This window comes from Dermabacter jinjuensis (genome assembly GCF_902381725.1).
GTDB lineage: Bacteria > Actinomycetota > Actinomycetes > Actinomycetales > Dermabacteraceae > Dermabacter > Dermabacter hominis.
In genome coordinates this window covers 1,755,142-1,772,621 of sequence record NZ_LR698963.1, presented here as the reverse complement: position 1 = coordinate 1,772,621, position 17,480 = coordinate 1,755,142, and the positions used below count along the sequence as shown (strand labels likewise).

General features: G+C 61.8%; 18 protein-coding genes, 2 tRNA genes and 2 pseudogenes. 12 read left to right on the top strand and 10 right to left on the bottom strand.

What is annotated here, in order from left to right; genetic code table 11:
* Window positions 1-2: 2 nt before the first annotated feature.
* The 3 genes from FXY94_RS07850 to FXY94_RS07840 all read left to right on the top strand — a co-directional run bounded on the left by FXY94_RS07850 (window position 3) and on the right by FXY94_RS07840 (window position 2,766).
* Complete coding sequence (locus FXY94_RS07850; RefSeq protein ID WP_016664496.1) at window positions 3-1,004, top strand: beta-ketoacyl-ACP synthase III; 1,002 nt, start codon at window positions 3-5, stop codon at window positions 1,002-1,004.
* A 188-nt stretch (window positions 1,005-1,192) separates the two neighbouring features.
* Window positions 1,193-1,441 carry an acyl carrier protein gene (locus FXY94_RS07845; protein WP_016664495.1) on the top strand — a complete coding sequence of 83 codons (249 nt, stop codon included), beginning with the start codon at window positions 1,193-1,195 and terminating at the stop codon, window positions 1,439-1,441.
* An 86-nt stretch (window positions 1,442-1,527) separates the two neighbouring features.
* Window positions 1,528-2,766 (top strand): beta-ketoacyl-[acyl-carrier-protein] synthase family protein, encoded by a 1,239-nt coding sequence (locus FXY94_RS07840; RefSeq protein ID WP_016664494.1) that lies wholly within the window; start codon window positions 1,528-1,530, stop codon window positions 2,764-2,766.
* A 906-nt stretch (window positions 2,767-3,672) separates the two neighbouring features.
* On the opposite strand, the gene FXY94_RS07835 is transcribed toward FXY94_RS07840, so the two are convergent.
* The gene (locus FXY94_RS07835; protein ID WP_016664492.1) at window positions 3,673-3,864 is read right to left on the bottom strand and encodes a hypothetical protein; all 192 of its coding nucleotides are present in this window, start codon (window positions 3,862-3,864) and stop codon (window positions 3,673-3,675) included.
* A gap of 27 nt (window positions 3,865-3,891) precedes the next feature.
* Entirely contained in the window at window positions 3,892-4,218 is a 327-nt protein-coding gene (locus tag FXY94_RS10825; protein ID WP_016664491.1) for a hypothetical protein, read from the bottom strand.
* 92 nt (window positions 4,219-4,310) lie between these two features.
* On the opposite strand from FXY94_RS10825, the gene cmtR reads away from it, so the two are divergent.
* Window positions 4,311-4,670, top strand: coding sequence for a Cd(II)/Pb(II)-sensing metalloregulatory transcriptional regulator CmtR (gene cmtR, locus FXY94_RS07825; RefSeq protein ID WP_084813948.1), 360 nt, complete (start codon window positions 4,311-4,313; stop codon window positions 4,668-4,670).
* Window positions 4,667-5,269, top strand: a complete 603-nt coding sequence (locus FXY94_RS07820) for a cadmium resistance transporter (protein WP_016664490.1) — start codon at window positions 4,667-4,669, stop codon at window positions 5,267-5,269. Before cmtR ends, FXY94_RS07820 begins: the two co-directional genes overlap by 4 nt.
* 102 nt (window positions 5,270-5,371) lie before the next feature.
* Here the strand turns inward: FXY94_RS07820 and FXY94_RS07815 are convergent.
* Window positions 5,372-6,205, bottom strand: a pseudogene (locus tag FXY94_RS07815) (IS3 family transposase); the annotation flags it as partial.
* 17 nt (window positions 6,206-6,222) lie between these two features.
* Window positions 6,223-7,542 (bottom strand): ISL3 family transposase, encoded by a 1,320-nt coding sequence (locus tag FXY94_RS07810; protein WP_016664488.1) that lies wholly within the window; start codon window positions 7,540-7,542, stop codon window positions 6,223-6,225.
* A 349-nt stretch (window positions 7,543-7,891) separates the two neighbouring features.
* Between FXY94_RS07810 and FXY94_RS07805 the strand changes: the two genes are divergently transcribed.
* Together FXY94_RS07805 and FXY94_RS07800 are read left to right on the top strand one after the other, a co-directional pair.
* Entirely contained in the window at window positions 7,892-8,182 is a 291-nt protein-coding gene (locus FXY94_RS07805; RefSeq protein ID WP_016664487.1) for an ArsR/SmtB family transcription factor, read from the top strand.
* Window positions 8,183-8,196: 14 nt separating this feature from the next.
* Window positions 8,197-8,418 carry a hypothetical protein gene (locus FXY94_RS07800; RefSeq protein ID WP_016664486.1) on the top strand — a complete coding sequence of 74 codons (222 nt, stop codon included), beginning with the start codon at window positions 8,197-8,199 and terminating at the stop codon, window positions 8,416-8,418.
* A 343-nt stretch (window positions 8,419-8,761) separates the two neighbouring features.
* Here the strand turns inward: FXY94_RS07800 and FXY94_RS07795 are convergent.
* Window positions 8,762-9,206: pseudogene (locus FXY94_RS07795) on the bottom strand (transposase); the annotation flags it as partial.
* 72 nt (window positions 9,207-9,278) lie between these two features.
* Window positions 9,279-9,560 carry a hypothetical protein gene (locus tag FXY94_RS07790; protein WP_016664483.1) on the bottom strand — a complete coding sequence of 94 codons (282 nt, stop codon included), beginning with the start codon at window positions 9,558-9,560 and terminating at the stop codon, window positions 9,279-9,281.
* Between the two features lie 285 nt (window positions 9,561-9,845).
* On the opposite strand from FXY94_RS07790, the gene FXY94_RS07785 reads away from it, so the two are divergent.
* The gene (locus FXY94_RS07785) at window positions 9,846-10,964 is read left to right on the top strand and encodes a site-specific integrase (protein ID WP_016664482.1); all 1,119 of its coding nucleotides are present in this window, start codon (window positions 9,846-9,848) and stop codon (window positions 10,962-10,964) included.
* Between the two features lie 48 nt (window positions 10,965-11,012).
* Here the strand turns inward: FXY94_RS07785 and FXY94_RS07780 are convergent.
* Window positions 11,013-11,089 (bottom strand) — tRNA-Ile (locus FXY94_RS07780).
* Window positions 11,090-11,240: 151 nt separating this feature from the next.
* Here FXY94_RS07780 and FXY94_RS07775 point away from each other — a divergent pair.
* The 4 genes from FXY94_RS07775 (at window position 11,241) to FXY94_RS07760 (ending at window position 12,943) form a co-directional block, all read left to right on the top strand.
* Window positions 11,241-11,313, top strand: a tRNA-Asn gene (locus FXY94_RS07775).
* Between the two features lie 79 nt (window positions 11,314-11,392).
* The gene (locus tag FXY94_RS07770) at window positions 11,393-11,881 is read left to right on the top strand and encodes an OsmC family protein (protein ID WP_016664481.1); all 489 of its coding nucleotides are present in this window, start codon (window positions 11,393-11,395) and stop codon (window positions 11,879-11,881) included.
* Window positions 11,881-12,366, top strand: coding sequence for a peptide deformylase (locus FXY94_RS07765; protein ID WP_016664480.1), 486 nt, complete (start codon window positions 11,881-11,883; stop codon window positions 12,364-12,366). The genes FXY94_RS07770 and FXY94_RS07765 overlap by 1 nt, the downstream gene beginning before the upstream one ends.
* Window positions 12,367-12,451: 85 nt before the next feature.
* Complete coding sequence (locus FXY94_RS07760; RefSeq protein ID WP_016664479.1) at window positions 12,452-12,943, top strand: DUF3145 family protein; 492 nt, start codon at window positions 12,452-12,454, stop codon at window positions 12,941-12,943.
* A 29-nt stretch (window positions 12,944-12,972) separates the two neighbouring features.
* On the opposite strand, the gene dnaG is transcribed toward FXY94_RS07760, so the two are convergent.
* Genes dnaG through dusB form a run of 3 tightly spaced genes read right to left on the bottom strand, consistent with a single transcriptional unit; the run spans window position 12,973 to window position 17,466 of the window.
* Window positions 12,973-14,976, bottom strand: a complete 2,004-nt coding sequence (gene dnaG, locus FXY94_RS07755; RefSeq protein ID WP_016664478.1) for a DNA primase — start codon at window positions 14,974-14,976, stop codon at window positions 12,973-12,975.
* Window positions 14,977-14,991: 15 nt separating this feature from the next.
* Window positions 14,992-16,305, bottom strand: coding sequence for a deoxyguanosinetriphosphate triphosphohydrolase (locus FXY94_RS07750; RefSeq protein WP_016664477.1), 1,314 nt, complete (start codon window positions 16,303-16,305; stop codon window positions 14,992-14,994).
* A 3-nt stretch (window positions 16,306-16,308) separates the two neighbouring features.
* Window positions 16,309-17,466, bottom strand: a complete 1,158-nt coding sequence (gene dusB, locus FXY94_RS07745) for a tRNA dihydrouridine synthase DusB (RefSeq protein WP_016664476.1) — start codon at window positions 17,464-17,466, stop codon at window positions 16,309-16,311.
* Window positions 17,467-17,480 lie beyond the last annotated feature (14 nt).

The following is a 17,480-nucleotide window of genomic DNA, read 5'->3' as shown; positions in this document are numbered from 1 at the left end:
CGGTGGTCACTCTTCGCCCCTCGAAGCCCGTTGCGGGCTCACAGATTCTCGCCTACGGCGCCGCACGCGGCGACCTCGTTGTCACGAACGATGACATCGCAGGCCCTATCGACTCGTCCGACGAATGGATCCGCCGCCGCACGGGCATTGTGACCCGCAAGCGTGCGAGCGAAGGCATTCACGTCATCGACCTCGCCGAAGAGGCCTCGCGAGAAGCAATCGAAAAGTCGGGTCTCGACGCTTCGGCCATTGACGCGGTCATCGTCTCGACGATTTCGTTTGAATATCAAACGCCTTCTGCGGCAACTCTTCTCGCGGCCCGGCTCGGGATTGAGGATGCAGTCGCCTACGATATTTCGGCGGCGTGTGCAGGCTTCTGCTACGCGGTCGGCCAAGCCGACGCTCTCGTGCGCTCGAGCGCCGCAACGAACGTGCTCATCGTGGGCGCAGAGAAGCTCTCAGATCTCATCTCCCCCACCGACCGCTCGATCTCGTTCCTCCTTGGCGACGGGGCGGGTGCTGCGATCGTTGCCGCTAGCGACGAACCGAAGATCGGCCCCACTATCTGGGGTAGCGACGGCGAGCATTGGGACACGATCCGCATGACGCACTCGCTTCTCGAGTACCGCGACCAGCCGGAGCTCGGTTTTCCGACTCTCGAGCAGGATGGCCGCACCGTGTTCCGCTGGGCCGTGTGGCACACCGCCGAGATTGTCCGTAAAGCTCTTGATGAAGCGGGGCTCACCGTCGACGACATCGACGTTTTCGTCCCTCACCAGGCGAACATGCGCATCATCGATGAGCTCGCTAAACAGCTCAAGCTTCCCGAGAGCGTCGTCATCGGCCGCGACATCGCTGATACCGGCAACACTTCTGCCGCATCTGTTCCGCTCGCCGTGCATCGTCTCCTCGACGAGGGCCAGGCGAAGTCCGGTGACGTGTGCGTGCAGATTGGTTTTGGTGCCGGCCTCGCGTACGCGTGCCAGATCGTCGTCTTGCCGTAGGGTGTGCTTCGCTTGCCCGGTCCGGACCTACCCCGCGGGACGATCTCATGCGCCCGAGCGCAGGGCGAGCCGCGATCGAGCAGAGCGAGACACACGTCAAACTTGCAACCGTCGGAACCAGAACCTTCAGGTTTATGCCTGTAGGCTTATGCCGCTGATTTAATTCGTAAAGCACAAAGGAGAGCCTCATGGCACACACCGAAGAAGACATCCTCGCTGGCCTCGCCGAGATCGTAAACGAGGAAACCGGTGTTGAGACCGCTGACGTTCAGCTCGACAAGTCCTTCACCGACGACCTCGACATCGACTCGATCTCGATGATGACCATCGTCGTGAACGCTGAGGAGAAGTTCGACGTGCGCATCCCCGACGAAGAGGTCAAGAACCTCGTGACCGTTGGCGACGCCGTCAAGTTCATCCAGAACGCTCAGGCCTGATTGTTGCCGGTGCGCGCTCGCCCGTTAGCGGCGGGCGCGCACTTTAATCTTTTCGCCCTTTTCCATCACGCCCGCAAGGAGAACCCATGAGCGAGAGCCCTCGCGTAGTTGTTACCGGCCTAGGCACGTTCAACCCGCTTGGAGTCGACATTGAAAGCTCCTGGAACGCCGCCCTTGCGGGACAATCGACCGCCCACACACTCGAGAACGATTGGGCCGAGCGCTACGGACTCGCCGTCGACTTCGCGTGCACGGTTGCGGGCGATCCCCTCGACTACCTATCGAAGCCAGAAGCTAAAAAGCTCGACCCCAACGGCCAGTACGCGATAATTGCCGCACGTGAGGCCTGGAAGGACGCAGGCAACCCCGAAGTCGATCCTCTGCGCCTTGGCGTTGTGGTCGGTACCGGCATCGGTGGCGTGTGGACGATCCTCGACCAGTGGGACACCGTGAAAGAACGCGGTGCGCGCCGCGTGAATCCGTTCACGGTCCCCATGCTCATGGCGAACTCCGCCGCCGCTCACATCGAGATCGAGTTCGGAGCGAAGGCAGGCGCGCACACGCCCGTTTCCGCGTGTGCATCTGGCGCCGAGGCACTCGCGCACGGCCTCGACTTCGTGCGCAGCGGCCGCGCCGATATCGCCATTGTTGGCGGCACCGAAGGTTGCGTGCATCCGCTTCCCCTCGCGGGCTTCGCGAACATTCGCGCTCTCTCCACCCGCAATGATTCGCCCGAGACCGCCTCTCGCCCGTACGACCGTGATCGCGACGGCTTCGTGCTCGGCGAAGGCGCCGGAATCATGGTCATCGAGACTGAGGAACACGCCAAAGCCCGCGGTGCGCATATCTACGCCTACCTCGCTGGGCGCGGCATGGCTTCCGACGCCCACCACATTTCCGCCCCGAGCACCGAAGGCCAAGCTCGCGCGATCCGCGAATCCCTCACCGACGCTGGCCTTACCGCACGCGACATCGTTCACGTCAACACGCACGGCACCTCGACCCCGCTCGGCGACCTCAACGAACTCGAGTCCATCTCAATCGCTCTTGAGGGTGAAACCGATCAGGTCGTCGTCACGTCGACGAAGTCGATGACGGGCCACCTCCTCGGCGGCGCGGGCGCTGTTGAATCAATCTTCACCATTCTCGCCCTCCACAATCGGGTGGCGCCGCCCACGATCAACATCGAAAATCTCGACGAAGGCGTCTCGATGGACGTCGCAAACGGCAAGCCGCGCGAGCTCCCGAGTGGTGACATCGCGGCGATCAACAACGCCTTCGGCTTCGGCGGCCACGACATGTCGGTCGTGTTCGCAAGCGCGTAATCGACGCGCTCGGTCGCACACGTACAAACGGAGTCCAACGGTTGTCGGGCCCCGTTTGTGCTGCATGCGAGGGCTTTGCGTAGGCCCGGCGGGGCTTGAACCCGCGACCGACGGATATGCCCGTGTGTGAGTCAACCAAAATCGCATACATCGCATTTGCGCAGGTATACCAACGAGCGCGGGGATCATCGAGGCCATGTTGAAAGCAGAGTCGATCGTGTTTTGAGTGTCCTCGAAAAACCCGCTCGGCGGCTTCGTTTGGAACTTCCCGATCGCGTTATTGGATGTCCACCGGATCACCGGCACGAACCTGTTTTGACTGCTCACGTTGCCATAGCACTTTGAGGTCGTCGAAGTGGACGAATCAAACGTCCCATCTGCCAAGACGACCAACCCATCTGACCCTCGAAGCACCGGCGTGCTTTCACCAACGGCCACCATGCCCTCGCCCGTGAGCGCTTCGTTGCCGATCTGGAGCACACCTTCACCGTGGGCAAGCGCCCGCGCCGGAGTAATGACAAGTGTGAGGGCTGCAAAGATCACCGCCGCGATAACAGCGAAGCGGCTAAGGCGTTTGGCGGGCGTGAGGGTCTTAGCGTCCATGACCGGCTTTCCTTGAGTGGGCATATAACCCGAACCATGCACACGCCACCCACCCGAGACCGAGACCGAGCCCGAAATACGAGGGCGCATAACCCCGTGCAGCAAAATGCTTTAAGCGAGCAGATTTCTTTAGTTTTGAGGAGTACCGATGGATCCCGTACGAAACCCCTATTCCCCCGGTGGGAGCTTTCAGTAAACTCCCCGACCAGTTGTACCGGGTTCGTGGCTACACCCCGGTCACACCGGGTTCCGACTCCGGTTACACGACAGAAGTCAATTATTTGACATGAGCAGAAGCGCTCCTTAGAACGGGAAGTCAGGAAATTCCGCTTCCGCCTCTTCCTGCCTCTCGGCAAGCTCCACGCTCCACCGTGAACGCTCGACAAGCTCGTCAAAGGTGAGCACCTCCGGTGACTTGCGGTTCGAGCGGAAACTTTCAAAGCTACGGAACTTCGAGCCAATTCGGTTGCCTTGGGCGCGGCACAAATCGCACATGGGCCGATCATCAGAAACGAGCGTGGTTCAACCAAGTATGCACCGTCGCCAGTGTTGTCTCCCTCGTTGTCCCTCTCGGCAATCCATCCGGCAAGGTTCTCCTTGGCGGCGCGAACCGTCGTCGAACCCCGAGGTGTCCCCGCTGCAAACGGGAATCGAATCGAGGCTGCGGATGAGGTAGATAAGTTTGTTCGAGCCTTCCCGGTTCAAGATGATGAGGCCATCGAGTTTTGTCCCGTTCGTATCATTGCTTGGGGCCTGAAAACCGATCTCCCGAACTACGCCAGGCTCGTGCGCAACTTGAATCTCGAACTGGCGACGCTGTTTTTGCAACTTTGCCGGAATCTCTGCCATCTCTGCTCCTTCCACTGTCACTTGAGCAGCACACACAGCTGCACCGCTACCCGGAACTTGACTAATTCAGTGCTCGCTGTATAGTTCAGTGACTGCTGACTATTGCTTCGCGCCTCGACGTAATGAACCGCCTGGGTCGTGCACTGGCCGACCCTACTCGATCCCGGATCATCTTGGCCCTGCTCGACCATCCCGCTTACCCGGCGGAACTATCCCGAGATCTGGACCTGACACGCTCGAACGTGTCCAACCACCTGGCATGCTTGCGCGATTGTGGGATCGTCGTCTCCGAGCCCGAGGGTCGTCGGACACGATACGAGATCGCCGATCCACACTTGGCGCAGGCGCTGACTACATTGGTCGATGCCACCTTGGCAGTAGACGAAGACGCCCCGTGCATCGACCCCGCCTGCTCGCTTCCCGAATGCAACGTAGCTGGGGTGGGCGCATGAATCTCACCACGGTCTTGCAGGCGATAGGCCTGTTCGCAGCTACCAACATCGACGACATCATCGTGCTCGCCCTCTTCTTCGCGCGAGGGGCACGCCAGAGCGGCACCACCGCCCGTATTTTGGCCGGCCAGTACCTCGGATTTGCCGGCATCCTCGTCGCCGCGATCCTTGTGACCATCGGCGCCGGAGCATTTCTGCCCCCGGCAGTCATTCCATACTTTGGTCTCATCCCGCTGGGCATCGGCCTCTGGGCCGCATGGCAGGCCTGGCGCGGAGACGATGACGACGATGACGACGAGGCCAAGGTTGCCGGCAAGAAGGTCGGCGTTTGGACAGTCGCAGGCGTCACTTTTGCCAATGGCGGCGACAACATCGGTGTCTACACCCCTGTATTCCTTAGCGTGGAAGCTCTCGCAGTGGTCACCTACATCGTTATCTTCCTCGCGCTCGTTGCGGTCCTGGTGGGCCTGGCAAAGTTCGTCGCCACCCGCCCCCCGATCGCGGAAGTGCTCGAACGCTGGGAGGACATCCTCTTTCCCATCGTTCTCATCGGCCTCGGCATCGTGATCCTCGTCAGCGGCGGAGCCTTCGGGCTCTGACGTAGCGGCAGTGTTCCAAAAGGCCCCGCCCGTGCCAGCCTCATCAACAAGGGTCTCGTGTACGCTCCCGATTGAAGCGTCCTGGGTTTGGTTCCGCTTCTTTTACGGCCCTGTGTTGATGGGCTGGGTGAGATAGTACTCGGTTTCTACTTCCTGTGGGGTGGTGTAGTCCAATGCTTCGTGAAGACGCTTGGTGTTCCACCAATGCACCCACCGCAAGGTGGCCAATTCGACTTCTCCGACCGACGTTCACGGACCTTGAGCATGAATCAGTTCCGCCTTGTAGAGGCCGTTGACTGTTTCGACTAGAGCATTGTCATAAGAATCGCCGACTGTTCCCACACTCGGACGGATTCCGGATTCCGCTAGCGCGGTGGAGTACGTCAGTGACACGTACTGGCTGCCCCGATCACTGTGGTGAATCAGCTGGTTTGCATGGATTCGTCCTGCAGTCGTTAACGCATGCTCCAAAGCCTCCATGGGCAGCGCATCGGTACGCATCGTCGAGCGTGTAGCAACACCAACAATTTTTCGGCTGTAGACATCCACGACAAACGCGGTGTAGGCGAATCCTGACAGGGTGTGAACATAGGTAATGTCGGCAACCCACAGCCTGCCTGGCGCTTGTGCACGAAAGTCTCGCTGTACAAGGTCTGGGCGATGATTCGGTGTCTTCGGGCTAATCGTTGTCACAGGGGTTCGTCCACGCCTGCGGCCACAAACACCTGCGAGCTTCATCAGTCGTGCGGTCTTGTCGCGGCCGATATGAAAACCTTCACGGTTCATCGCGTGCCACATCTTGCGGATGCCGTAAACCGAGAAATTCTGCGCATGCACACGCTGAATCGCTGGGATGAGAAGGCTATCGGTTAAGGCCCTTGCGCTGGGAGTGCATGCAGAGGCTTTGCGGTAGCCGCGTGAAGTAATGAGGCTCTTCGCCGTTCCGGTAGGGATCAGGTGATCAGTCCGCCGGCGACGAGGAGCATGCGGAGGCGGTAGTTGTCGCGGTTGCGGTAGCCGCGGGCGAGGCGCCGGTGCAGCTCGATGATGCCGTTGACGGCCTCGGTGCCGCCGTTGTTCGCGCGGTCGGTGTCGAAGTAGGCCAAGAACGCCTGCCGCCAGCGGCGCAGGGTGCGTCCCAGGCGGGCGACCTCGGGGATCGGGCAGGTGTGGAACGCGTCCAGGATCTTCTCGGCGCGGCGAGGGCCCTTGGTCGTGTCCTTCGCGCGGTAGGCGGCTCGGAGGTCTTGGGCGCAGCGCCAGGCGACGTTGACCTCCTCGTGGGCGGGAACGGCCAAGATCGCGGTCTCGAGGCGGGCGAGCTGGCGGTCGGTGAGGTTCTCGGCGCCGGCGCGCAGGATGGTCTGGATTCCGAACAGGGGGTCGCCCTTGCGGCCGCGGTGCCCGGTGGTGTCCTGCTGGACTCGGCGGCGTACCTCGTCGACGACCTGCGTGCCGAGCTTGACGACGTGGAACGCGTCCAGGACGGCGGTGGCGTCGGCGAGCTCGGCGTCGATCGCGGACTTGTAGCCACCGAACGGGTCCAGGGCAGCGACCTCGATCCGCGCGCGGAAGTCGACGCCGCGGTCGAGCAGCCAGTCGGTGTAGGCCTTCTTCGAGCGACCGGGCACCAAGTCCAGGAGCCGGGCGTGCACGCGTCCGGCCTGGTCACGGGTCAGGTCGACCATCCCGGTCAACTCCTTCGGGCCGCGCTCACGCACGTCACCGTGGTGCCAGATGTGCTCATCGCCCCCCAGGGACGTCACACCGGCGAATCTGGTCGGGTCACCGGCCAGACATTCGAGCTCGGGCTTGACCGCGCGCCACAGCGTCGCCCAGCCGACCCCCAACCGGCGGGCGAGCCCAGCGATCGTGGCGTGCTCGCGGCGCAGCTGCCCGACTGCCCACCACACCGCGCGGCGGGTCAGGACGCCGCGAGCGGCGACCAGGGTCGGGACCTGCTCGGCGAACGTCCCCCGCGGGCACTCGACCTCGCCGCAGCGCCAACGTCGTTGCCGCCAGACGATCTGGACCCGAACGTCGCCGTGCGGCACGTCGCGCAGCACCCGCACCCGCCGGCCGCGGCTGAGCGCGACGACCCCGCAGTCCGGGCAGCACGCCAGCTGCCAGGGCGTCGAGACCGTCACCCGCATGGTGATCGGGTCGCGATCAACCCGCTCGACTCGAACGCCATCGAGCCCGAACAGAAGATCGCAGCGAGCGCAGGGATTGGTGGTCGTGCGCGCGTCGGCGCACCCCGTAGCGTGAGACACGTCGAGGTCCTCGCGAACAAATCGGGCAGCTTGGTCGCTCCTGATCCTCGGGGACCTCGACCCCTACCCGCCGCTCAACCCGCCGAACCCCTCACTCCCCACCGCAACGGTGAAGAGTCGAACAAGGGTCAGGCCCCAGGAGACTTCGCAGCTCGTCGCGCGCAAGGAGGAGGCGACCCCATGAGGTCGACCCCTCCCGCACTCGCCGGCGGTGCAGGCCGGCCCGCAGTCCGACCGGCCACCCCGGGTGAGCAGCCAGCGTCTCCGCCAGACCCGGCAGAACTTGCGCACCGCTGACTGTAAGCATATACTTACACCTGACATCGTTCGATTACGATCCGGAGGGGTAATGGACGCAGCACGGCTCGCTCAGATACTCAGTGCTCTCGGAAGTGAGCCTCGGTTGCGAATTATCGCCTCTCTAGAGACGGAGTCGACCCATGTCAGTGAGCTGGCCCGCCGACTCGGGATGTCTCGGCCACTGCTCTACCAGCACCTCAACCGCTTGGAAGCTGCTCGACTCATCGAGAGCGGCCTGGAACAGCTCGGAGAGAGCCGAGTGAGGAAACACTACTGGGTCGCTCCGTTTCAGCTTGAAATAACTCCAGACCACATTGTGCGCCTGATTAATCAAGAATAGGAAAGGGAATCTTCATGACACTTACCACTACCGTATTTGTTGTCATCCTCGCCGCCGCAATACCACTCGCGATCTTCGTTGTTCTTACCGTCTGGGTGGTAGGCACCGTCACCAGCGCACGACGCGAAACAGCGACGGCGATCGATGGTTCGAACCAACTCATCGTGGAGCACCTAAGCAACATCACCGAGCGGTTGGATCGGATTGAGGCCCAACTCAGCGAGATCCCCGAGTAATCAGGCCCTCCAGAGAGCCGGTGACCGCCACGCCCCTCTTCATGACGCTGGAGGGCGTGCAGACCATCATGTCCATTGGCCGCTCCCAGCCCTACGCACTCGTCCGCTCCGGTGACCTGTGAGCGATCCAGGCCGGCGGCCGCGGACTTTGGCGCGTCGAGCGCCCCGGGCTCGAGGCATCCAAGCCCACCCACCATCAGACCTCCAACCTCCACGACCTTAAGAGGCTCTTCCCAGATGAGGGTGTAGCGCACGTAGAGTTCAGCATTGTCGAGGTCCTTGGTGCGAGCAGAGGTAAGAGTCCGCTCATCATCGGGGACCTCGACGCCTACCTCCAGCTACCCCGCACCACCGGCGCGCCCACACTCAGCTCTGAAGAGCCAGTAATGAATCCACGATCTGCTTGTTTAAGGACTCGGCAGATGGCCTCGACCCCAAACTGATCTTTATACGTGTCGATGTAGGAGATCATTTGGTCGTGGGTCGGTCGAGTTCCGCTGCGAAAAAACCGAAGCAGTCTTAAGAATCCCGTTTGCTCGTTTCAACTCGCGGTTTTCACGGCGCAGACGCTTGAGCTCTTCTTCCATTGTCTCGCCGCCTGAAGCGTCAGAGTCATCACGTACTGAAGCGCTGTCACGGTACCAAGCCCGCAACGTGTGGTGAGATACTCCAAGGAGCTCACCAACCTCCGTGTAGGCGCGTTGCAGTGAGCAAGACTCCAAGCGGACCATTTCGATGATCTGATGGACCGCCTTCTCCTTGAACTCGACGGAATACCTTCTAGGCATAGTTCAATCCTTCCTTAGCTGAGGTAAGAACTAAATCCAGGACGCTTCACAACCTCCGGCCTTCCAGGGGTTCTAGCGCTCCAAAGCTAAATCAAGCCGACGGTTTTCCCTTTCACGCTTACGCCGCTGGCGCTCAAGCCACGCCTGAGACTGCTCCGGCGTCATGCTCGTCAGGTGCCACCGCTTGCGCTGTTTGCAGGAATAGGCTTCCTGGGGGTGTTTGTGCAGGCCAGACTTGCCAACCCATCGCCCGTTGTCGAGCGCTTTTTGCACCTCGCCACGCGATCCGTAGATAGCTTTGCCGCTTGGACAGCGACGCTTTCCGTTACTGTCGCGGTTTTTGCGGTATCCCATGACGCTTCCTTTCAAACTGGCCGATGCAATTTTGTGTACCGCCAAGGGCTAGAAGCCTTCTCGTGGTGAGAGACTAAGAGCGACCTCGCCTTGATCCACCTGGAGTACAGCCATACCACGCCAGTCCCTCGCGCCCGGAGAAATCGGAACCATCTCGCACCAGGTGAAGCTCGAAGGGAAATGGGTCATTGAGGAGGAGGCGAAGCTCAAGGGGTCAAGCCTTCCTCTCTTCCGCGTCGGGCTAGAGCGCGCGCAAAACTCAGCAACGGCAGAGATGTCCGGTTCATGGTCTCGGGCCCTACGAAAGGCGCGATCGAACACCGGATCAAGCTCAAAATGCGCGAGGCAGAAGAGAAGCTTGCGCGAGAAATCGAGGAGCGCTCTTCTCGACAGACCCTCGGTGAGTACGCGCGGCGCTACCTTGATGGAATCGACGCAGGTGTTCTCGAGCGCGAACGCTCCAGCGCCACGAGAACGAAATATCGGTACACAGCAAAAACCTACGCACTCAATAGCCCGCTCGCCGACCTCAAGATCGACGACATCACGAGAAACCAGCTCACCGACGAGCTGCTGCGCCTTGGTCGCGAAGGGCTGACGGGCGAGCGCAAGCACGTCCTGACAATCTGGCGAAAACTATGGGAGATCGCCGATGGCGATGTAACCGGCACCCCGCCACCTTCACCACTTGACCGGCTGCGCCTTCCCCGCGACGGCGCAGTCAGCAAAAACCCGCAGGTGGTTCATAAAGGCCGCGCCTACACCGATGAGGAAATCGCGACCCTCATGGATACGGTGATGAATGACCCGCGCGCCCAAGGTAATAACTCCTCTGACGCCATCATGCTGCTTCTCCAAACCGGCTGCCGTATCGGAGAAATCGCCGGGCTGCGCTGGCAAGACGTCGATCTTAAAACTGACCCGCCAGCGGTCCACCTGCGCGGCCAGATCCATACAGAAGATGGCGAGCGTCGATGGGAGCCTCGGCTGAAGTCGAAGCTCTCCTACCGCTCTATCCCGCTCACGCAGCAAGCGTGCGAAGTGCTCAAACGGCGGCTTTCACTGCGCATGAGGCCTGGGGCAACAGATGCCGAAATGGAGTTTGTCTCCGCCACGGCTCGAACCGGTAACATCCCCGACCCCCGCGCCCTCACCCGGTCAATTAAACGCACACTATCCGATGCCGGGCACCCAGAGATGAGTTCACATACTTTCCGCCGCATTGTTGAACGCAGGTTAGAAGAGTCAGGCCTTTCACGAATGGATCGTGAATCCCTCATGGGGCACACCATCCAAGTGGCCGAGCGCCACTACTCCACCCACGGCGTACCCCAACGCGCCTTGGAGGCGTTGCAGGCAGAACCAAAACGGACAATAAACGGGAAATCGCCACTTTGTCCGTGAAAAACTAGAACGAAAATAGGCCCAAAAACACGGTGTGACCTAGGCATATGGTAGGCCCGGCGGGGCTTGAACCCGCGACCGACGGATTATGAGTCCGGTGCTCTAACCGACTGAGCTACGGGCCCGCGTATGGGTTCCATTATCGCCGGTTCATGCCTCGGAAGAAAAGTTGACGCGGCCCGAGCGCCATGAGCGTGGCCTTTGGCACATCTGCGCCAGATTGAGCCTCTGAATTGGCGAGATAGGCCGGGGCGCTGCTAATGTATTTCGAGTCGATCCCCCATAGCTCAATCGGCAGAGCATTCGACTGTTAATCGAAGGGTTATTGGTTCAAGTCCAATTGGGGGAGCAACAGAAGGCCCCGGGGAAACCCGGGGCCTTCACTTTTCGCGGTAGCGTTAAGCCCCGAGGTCTGGAAGAAGGTACCCATGAGTGTTCACTCGCCCGAGTCATTTGAGCGGCCCGAGGATTTCGGACCGGGCAGCGTGTGGGTCGATCGAGTCGCCACTCGCCAGTACGTGGGTCACACTCAGTCGGGTGTGGAGATCCCCATTGGTCTCGAAGAAGGCCGCGTCAGCCCCGGGGAGCTTTTGAAGCTCGCTCTCATTGGGTGCGCGGGAATGTCGATGGATCATTCGGTTGCGCGGCGCCTCGGCGAGGACTTTGCGGCGCGACTTTACGCGCACGGTACGTCCGACGAAAAGGACGACCGCTACCATGAGATTGACGAGACGATTCAGCTGGATCTCTCCGGTCTTGAGGAGCGAGAGCGGGAAAAGCTCGCCGCCGTCATCGATCGCGTCATTGATGCGGCGTGCACGATTCAGCGCACTGTCGTTCCTGGGGCCGAAGTGCGCCACACGATTACCGATGCACATTCCGCTGGCGCGGCTGCATCGCACGAGGAGGAGAAGTAATGGCCAAGCGCGACATTCGCATTGTTGGCGACCCGGTTCTGCGCACCGAGTGCGATCCGATTAAGGACATCACCCCTGGCGTTCGCGGCCTTGTCGAGGATCTCCTGGAGAACGTCAACGAGGAGGGGCGCGCCGGTCTTGCCGCGAATCAAATCGGGGTGAGCCTGCGCGCGTTTTCCTGGAACATCGACGGTGAGCTCGGCTACATCCTGAATCCGGTCATCACCTACCTTTCTGAGGAAAAGCAGGGCGGTGACGAAGGCTGCCTTTCAGTTCCGGACCTGTGGTTTCCGCGCGAACGCGCCGCGAAGGCGGCGTGCGAGGGCATTGACCTTGACGGAAACAAAGTCGTGCTCGAGGGCGATGGAATTGTCGCGCGCTTGATCCAGCACGAGGTGGGTCACCTCGACGGTGCGCTTTATATCGACGGTCTCGAGAAGAGCGAGAAGAAGAAGGCGTTGCGGGCTATCCGCGCAAACCTCTAGACTGTCGTAAGGCCCGAGCTTGGCCACCGCAAGTATCAACGCGAATCGTGGGGAAGACGTTTCGATTGATACGAAAGGTAAGCCCATGGCTCGTGGAACCCTCACAATCCACTCCGTGTCGCGTGCCCTCGCACCTCATCTTGAATGGGCCGTCAGCGGAGTTCTTGGTGTGCCCGTACGCGTGAAGTGGCATCGCCACGAAAGTGATCCCTCGCAGCTACGCATGGCGATCAACTGGACCGGCCCCGAAGGCCTTGGTGCACGCCTCGCGACTGCGCTGCGTGGCTGGGACAGCGTGCGCTTCGAAGTCACGCAAGAGCCGGGAGGCGGCGAAGAGGGGGCACGGTGGATGTACACGCCCTCGCTCGGCATCCATCACGCCGCGATCGATGCGGCGGGCAACGTCACGCTCACCGAAGACCGTATTCGTTTTTGCATTGCCGCTGGTGCTGGCGACGCCGCGCGCATCGAACAGGAGATCGGCAAGGCTCTTGGCGAGGCGTGGGATCGCGAGCTCGAGGTATTCCGCGTGGCCGCGAGCGGTGAGGAGCCGCGCCGCCTTCACCTCGTCGGCTGACCGACCGTTTCCAAAAACTCCGCGTGCCTCTAGTCTTTGAGGGCGCGGAGTTTGTGCTGCGCCTCTTGAAGGGCATTCATGGTCGCCCGGTACTCCTCGGCGTCGCGCTCGGGGGTGAGCCTTCCGAGTTTGCGACGCAGCTCGGAAATGTCGTGCGTGAAGCTCAACTGCTGTAGACGGCGTATGAGCGCGGGGCCCAGACGGCTCAGTTGCTGCTCATCGCGTGCGGGAAGCGGGTAGGAGGCAAGGTCGCCGATGAGCGGGCGCAAGGAATCACCCGCAATTTCCATGACCGCTTCGACAAACGCGCGCACGCTGACGTTCTTGTGCGCCGCTTCCTCGAAGAGGCCGGTCGCGATCACGCAGTCCCACACGCTCTGAAGGGTCACCGTGCGAAATGGCTCGTCGGGCAGCGCATGCACATCCTCGATACTGACGCATGAGGGCGCCTGAAGCAGGAGGGACAGTGCCTGCACTTCGGCCGTCTCGATCGGGTCGTGCGTCTGCGTTATATCTCGCAGGCGGATGGGCGACAGGAGGGGTTCGGCATCGGCGGGTGCGTGGGTGGCGTCGGAACCGCCCGCGCCGGGGCTCTCCGGCGGGTTTTCCGACGCTTGCTGCGCGATCCTGCGCTGCGCGTATACCGCCTTTCCGGCGTCCTGAACCGCTTGTTGAACGGTTCGTTCATCGAGGCCAAGCCACCCGGAGAGCCTGCGCGCGTACTCGGGGCGAAGCGCGTGGTCTCTGATCTGCGCAACGACAGGGGCGGCCATTCGCAGGCCGGCGATCTGGCCTTCGGCGGTGTCGAGGTCGACGGAACGCAGCGCAGCTCGAATGGCAAACTCGAACATGGGAATGCGGGCGGCGATGACGTCTTTGAGCGCTTCCTCGCCGCGCTTGACGCGTATGTCGCACGGGTCCATTCCCTGGGGGTCGACGGCAACGTAGGTCTGGGCAACGAAACGTTGATCCTCACGGAACGCCTTGAGGGCAGCATTTTGCCCCGCTTCGTCGCCGTCGAACGTGAAGATGACTTCTCCCCCGGCCCCCGCGAACGATCCGCTACCGCTGGCAAGGCTCAGCGAGCTGAGCGCAGAAGTGTCGCCCATAATCCGGCGCACGAGGGTGACGTGCTCGGAGCCGAAGGCGGTTCCGCACGAGGCGACGGCGGTGTCAATACCGGCTGCGTGGGCTGCCATGACGTCGGTATACCCCTCCATGACGACGACTTGGCGCTTGGAGGAAATGTGCTTGCGTGCGAGGTCGAGGCCGTAAAGCACCTGGGACTTTTTGTAGATGGGGGTTTCGGGCGTGTTGAGATATTTAGGTCCCTTGTCATCCTCGAAAAGGCGACGTGCCCCAAAACCGATGGTCTTACCGGTGACATCGCGGATGGGCCACACGAGGCGCCCACGAAAACGATCGTAGACACCGCGCTGGCCTTCAGAGACAAGCCCGCTGAGAGTCAGCTCTTTCTCCGTAAAACCGCGCGAGCGCAAGTGCCTCGTGAGGTTGTCCCACCCCTGCGGCGCGAAGCCGATCCCGAAGTGGGCGGCCGCGCGCGGCCCAAAATCACGCTCTGCCAGAAATCGACGCCCGATCTCAGCTTCGGGGCTCGTGAGGTGTTCGCGGAAGAATTCCTCCGCTACCTCGTGGGCCGCGAGCAGCCGCTGGCGGGTACCAAAGTCGGTGCGTGGACCCCCATCGCGATCACCGCGCGAGAAGGACTCTTCATACCGCAACTGGATGCCGTAGCGCGAGGCCAAGTATTCGACGGCTTCGGTGAAGCTCATGTGGTTGATCTTCTGGACGAACTCGATCACATCGCCACCTTCGCCGCAGCCAAAGCAGTGGTAGCGACCGATCGCGGGGCGAATATTGAACGACGGAGTTTTTTCGTCGTGGAAAGGGCACAGGCCCTTCATCGAACCTAGGCCCGCGCTCCTGAGGGAGACGTGCTCGGAGACGATCTCTTCGAGGTTCGCGCGCTCGCGCACAGCCACGATGTCCTCGCGTTTGATGAGGCCTTTCACGCGCACCTTCCTCGGTCAGTTAAACGGGATTTCCGGGCCGAACCCGGGAAGTGGCACATCGCCCGCCAACGCATCCGAGTAGGCGCCAGAGAAGAACTCGGAGTGCAGTCGCACTGCGGAGACATCGGTGAGCGACGCGATCTGATCCACGATAACTCGCTCACGCTCCTGAAGCGTGTTCGCCCGCTCGTACAGCACGGTAAAGATGGGATCCAGGTGCGCCGCTCCCGTGCGGCGAAAGAGCGCAAAGAGATCCGTAAGGATCTGCTCCTGGAGGGCATACACGCCCTGCTGAGCCCTGCTCGACATGACGTATGCGGCCGCGAGCCCTTTGAGAACGCAGATCTCTCGCTCGGTGTCCTCGGGAATCACGACGCTTCCTTCGAAGCGTGCAAGTGCGTGCTGCCCGTGTGCCTGACGAGTCGCCTCGACAACCGATCCCACGAAGCGGCCGATGAGCTGAGAGCACATGTCCTTCAAGGCCGCAGCGGAGAACGGATCCCCCGAATGCTCCCACTGCCACACCGTTTCGTTTTCGAGTCGCGTGAGGGCGACATCAAGGTCACTAATCTCGAGATGCGGGGTGTACCAGTCCTGGACAACATAGAGCGCGGCCTCGCGCTCTTGCGGATCTTTCAGTGCGCGCAGCGTGATCGTTCCGCCCGTTATCGCATCCTCGATATCGTGCACCGAATAGGCGATATCGTCAGCAATATCCATGACCTGTGCCTCGAGGCACTTACGGTGCTCGGGCGCGCCTTCGCGCGCCCACTCATACACGGGCAGATCATCCTCATAGACCCCGAACTTAGGCGAGTTGGGATTCGGCCCTTCACCGCGCCGCCACGGGTATTTGATCGCTGCATCGAGCGCCGCCCGCGTGAGGTTGAGGCCGTAGCTCTTTTCGCCACCAAGGACCTTCGGTTCGAGCCTCGCGAGCAGGCGAAGTGTTTGAGCGTTCCCCTCAAATCCGCCGATGTCACGCGCGAGTTCATTGAGCACCCGCTCGCCGTTGTGCCCAAACGGCGGGTGCCCCAGGTCGTGTGAGAGGCACGCGGCGTCCACGATATCGGGGTCGCAGCCAAGTTCATGGGCGATATCGCGGCCCACTTGTGCGACCTCGAGCGAGTGGGTCAGCCGGGTGCGGGAAAAATCGTTCGAGCCAGCCCCGAGCACCTGGGTCTTTGCACCGAGGCGCCTGAGCGCCGACGAGTGCAGCACTCGCGCGCGATCGCGTTGAAACGGCGTGCGTGCCTGGGACTTCGGTGGCTCCGCGAAAAAACGCTCAATGTCGCGCGAATGGTACGGGGCAGGAATGTATGGTGGCACGTCTCAACCTCCCGAGACGGAAAGTTCCGCCTCGTGCAAACGAGCGCGGTGCTCTTCTGAGATCTCGCGCGAATCGAGCCAGCCGTCGGGCATGTGGGTGCGTTTCGGGTGCCCTGCCCGCCCGCGGGGGCCTTCAACCGGCTCACCCGGGTACGGTGCGTCCCAGTCGAGACCAGCAAGCTTCTCCTTGAGGTCCTCGAGCGATTCCATGGTCGCAAGGGCGTGCCGTGCTTTGCCACCCACCGGGTATCCCTTGAAGTACCAGCCGACATGCTTGCGCAGGTCACGCACGCCTCGGCCTTCGTCCTCAAAGAACTCGATCAGAAGTTCGGCGTGGCGAATGAGCACCTGGGCAACCTCCCCGAGTGTCGGTTTCACTCGATCGGGTTTGCCGGCGAATCCCGCGGCAAGATCGGCGAAGAGCCACGGCCGCCCCTGGCAGCCTCGACCGACGACCACGCCGTCACACCCCGTCTGCTCGACCATGCGCAAAGCGTCTTCAGCGCTCCAGATATCCCCGTTTCCGAGCACCGGAATGCTCGTGACCGCTTGCTTCAACTCCGCGATCGCGTCCCACCTAGCATGCCCCGAATAGTGCTGATTGGCCGTGCGCCCGTGGAGCGCGATCGCCGCAGCACCGGCCTCTTCCGCGATGCGTCCCGCGTCGAGATAGGTGAGGTGCGAGTCATCGACTCCCATCCGGGTCTTGACCGTCACGGGGACGTCCTCGGCGGCCTTCACGGCCTCGGTCACGATGCGGGTGAACAGCTCCGTCTTCCACGGAAGCACCGCACCGCCGCCCTTGCGGGTGACCTTAGGAACGGGGCAACCGAAATTGAGGTCGATGTGGTCAACGAGATCAAGCTCGCGCAGCACGCGAATCGAAGCGGCGATGGTCGCGGGATCAACGCCGTATAGCTGAACCGAGCGAGGCGTCTCCCGCTCCCCCATCGTCACGAGACGCATTGTTTCCGGGTGGCGTTCGACGATCGCGCGGCTCGTCACCATTTCGGAGACGAAAAACCCACCGTCGTTTTCCGAGTGAAGCGCGCCGAACTCGCGGCACAGGAGACGAAACGGCATGTTCGTCACGCCCGCCATCGGGGCGAGAACCACGGGAGTGTCGCTCGTGTGAGGACCAATCGTGAGGGAACGGCTCATGCGCGAAAGCGGCT

What these genes read in the sequence shown, in the direction of transcription:
- FXY94_RS07845 (WP_016664495.1), top strand. Translation starts at nt 1,193, where the DNA reads ATGGCACACACCGAAGAAGACATCCTCGCTGGCCTCGCCGAGATCGTA.
- FXY94_RS07840 (WP_016664494.1), top strand. Translation starts at nt 1,528, where the DNA reads ATGAGCGAGAGCCCTCGCGTAGTTGTTACCGGCCTAGGCACGTTCAAC.
- FXY94_RS07835 (WP_016664492.1), bottom strand. Translation starts at nt 3,864, where the DNA reads ATGTGCGATTTGTGCCGCGCCCAAGGCAACCGAATTGGCTCGAAGTTC.
- FXY94_RS10825 (WP_016664491.1), bottom strand. Translation starts at nt 4,218, where the DNA reads ATGGCAGAGATTCCGGCAAAGTTGCAAAAACAGCGTCGCCAGTTCGAG.
- FXY94_RS07820 (WP_016664490.1), top strand. Translation starts at nt 4,667, where the DNA reads ATGAATCTCACCACGGTCTTGCAGGCGATAGGCCTGTTCGCAGCTACC.
- FXY94_RS07805 (WP_016664487.1), top strand. Translation starts at nt 7,892, where the DNA reads ATGGACGCAGCACGGCTCGCTCAGATACTCAGTGCTCTCGGAAGTGAG.
- FXY94_RS07800 (WP_016664486.1), top strand. Translation starts at nt 8,197, where the DNA reads ATGACACTTACCACTACCGTATTTGTTGTCATCCTCGCCGCCGCAATA.
- FXY94_RS07790 (WP_016664483.1), bottom strand. Translation starts at nt 9,560, where the DNA reads ATGGGATACCGCAAAAACCGCGACAGTAACGGAAAGCGTCGCTGTCCA.
- FXY94_RS07785 (WP_016664482.1), top strand. Translation starts at nt 9,846, where the DNA reads ATGGTCTCGGGCCCTACGAAAGGCGCGATCGAACACCGGATCAAGCTC.
- FXY94_RS07770 (WP_016664481.1), top strand. Translation starts at nt 11,393, where the DNA reads ATGAGTGTTCACTCGCCCGAGTCATTTGAGCGGCCCGAGGATTTCGGA.
- FXY94_RS07765 (WP_016664480.1), top strand. Translation starts at nt 11,881, where the DNA reads ATGGCCAAGCGCGACATTCGCATTGTTGGCGACCCGGTTCTGCGCACC.
- FXY94_RS07760 (WP_016664479.1), top strand. Translation starts at nt 12,452, where the DNA reads ATGGCTCGTGGAACCCTCACAATCCACTCCGTGTCGCGTGCCCTCGCA.
- dusB (WP_016664476.1), bottom strand. Translation starts at nt 17,466, where the DNA reads ATGAGCCGTTCCCTCACGATTGGTCCTCACACGAGCGACACTCCCGTG.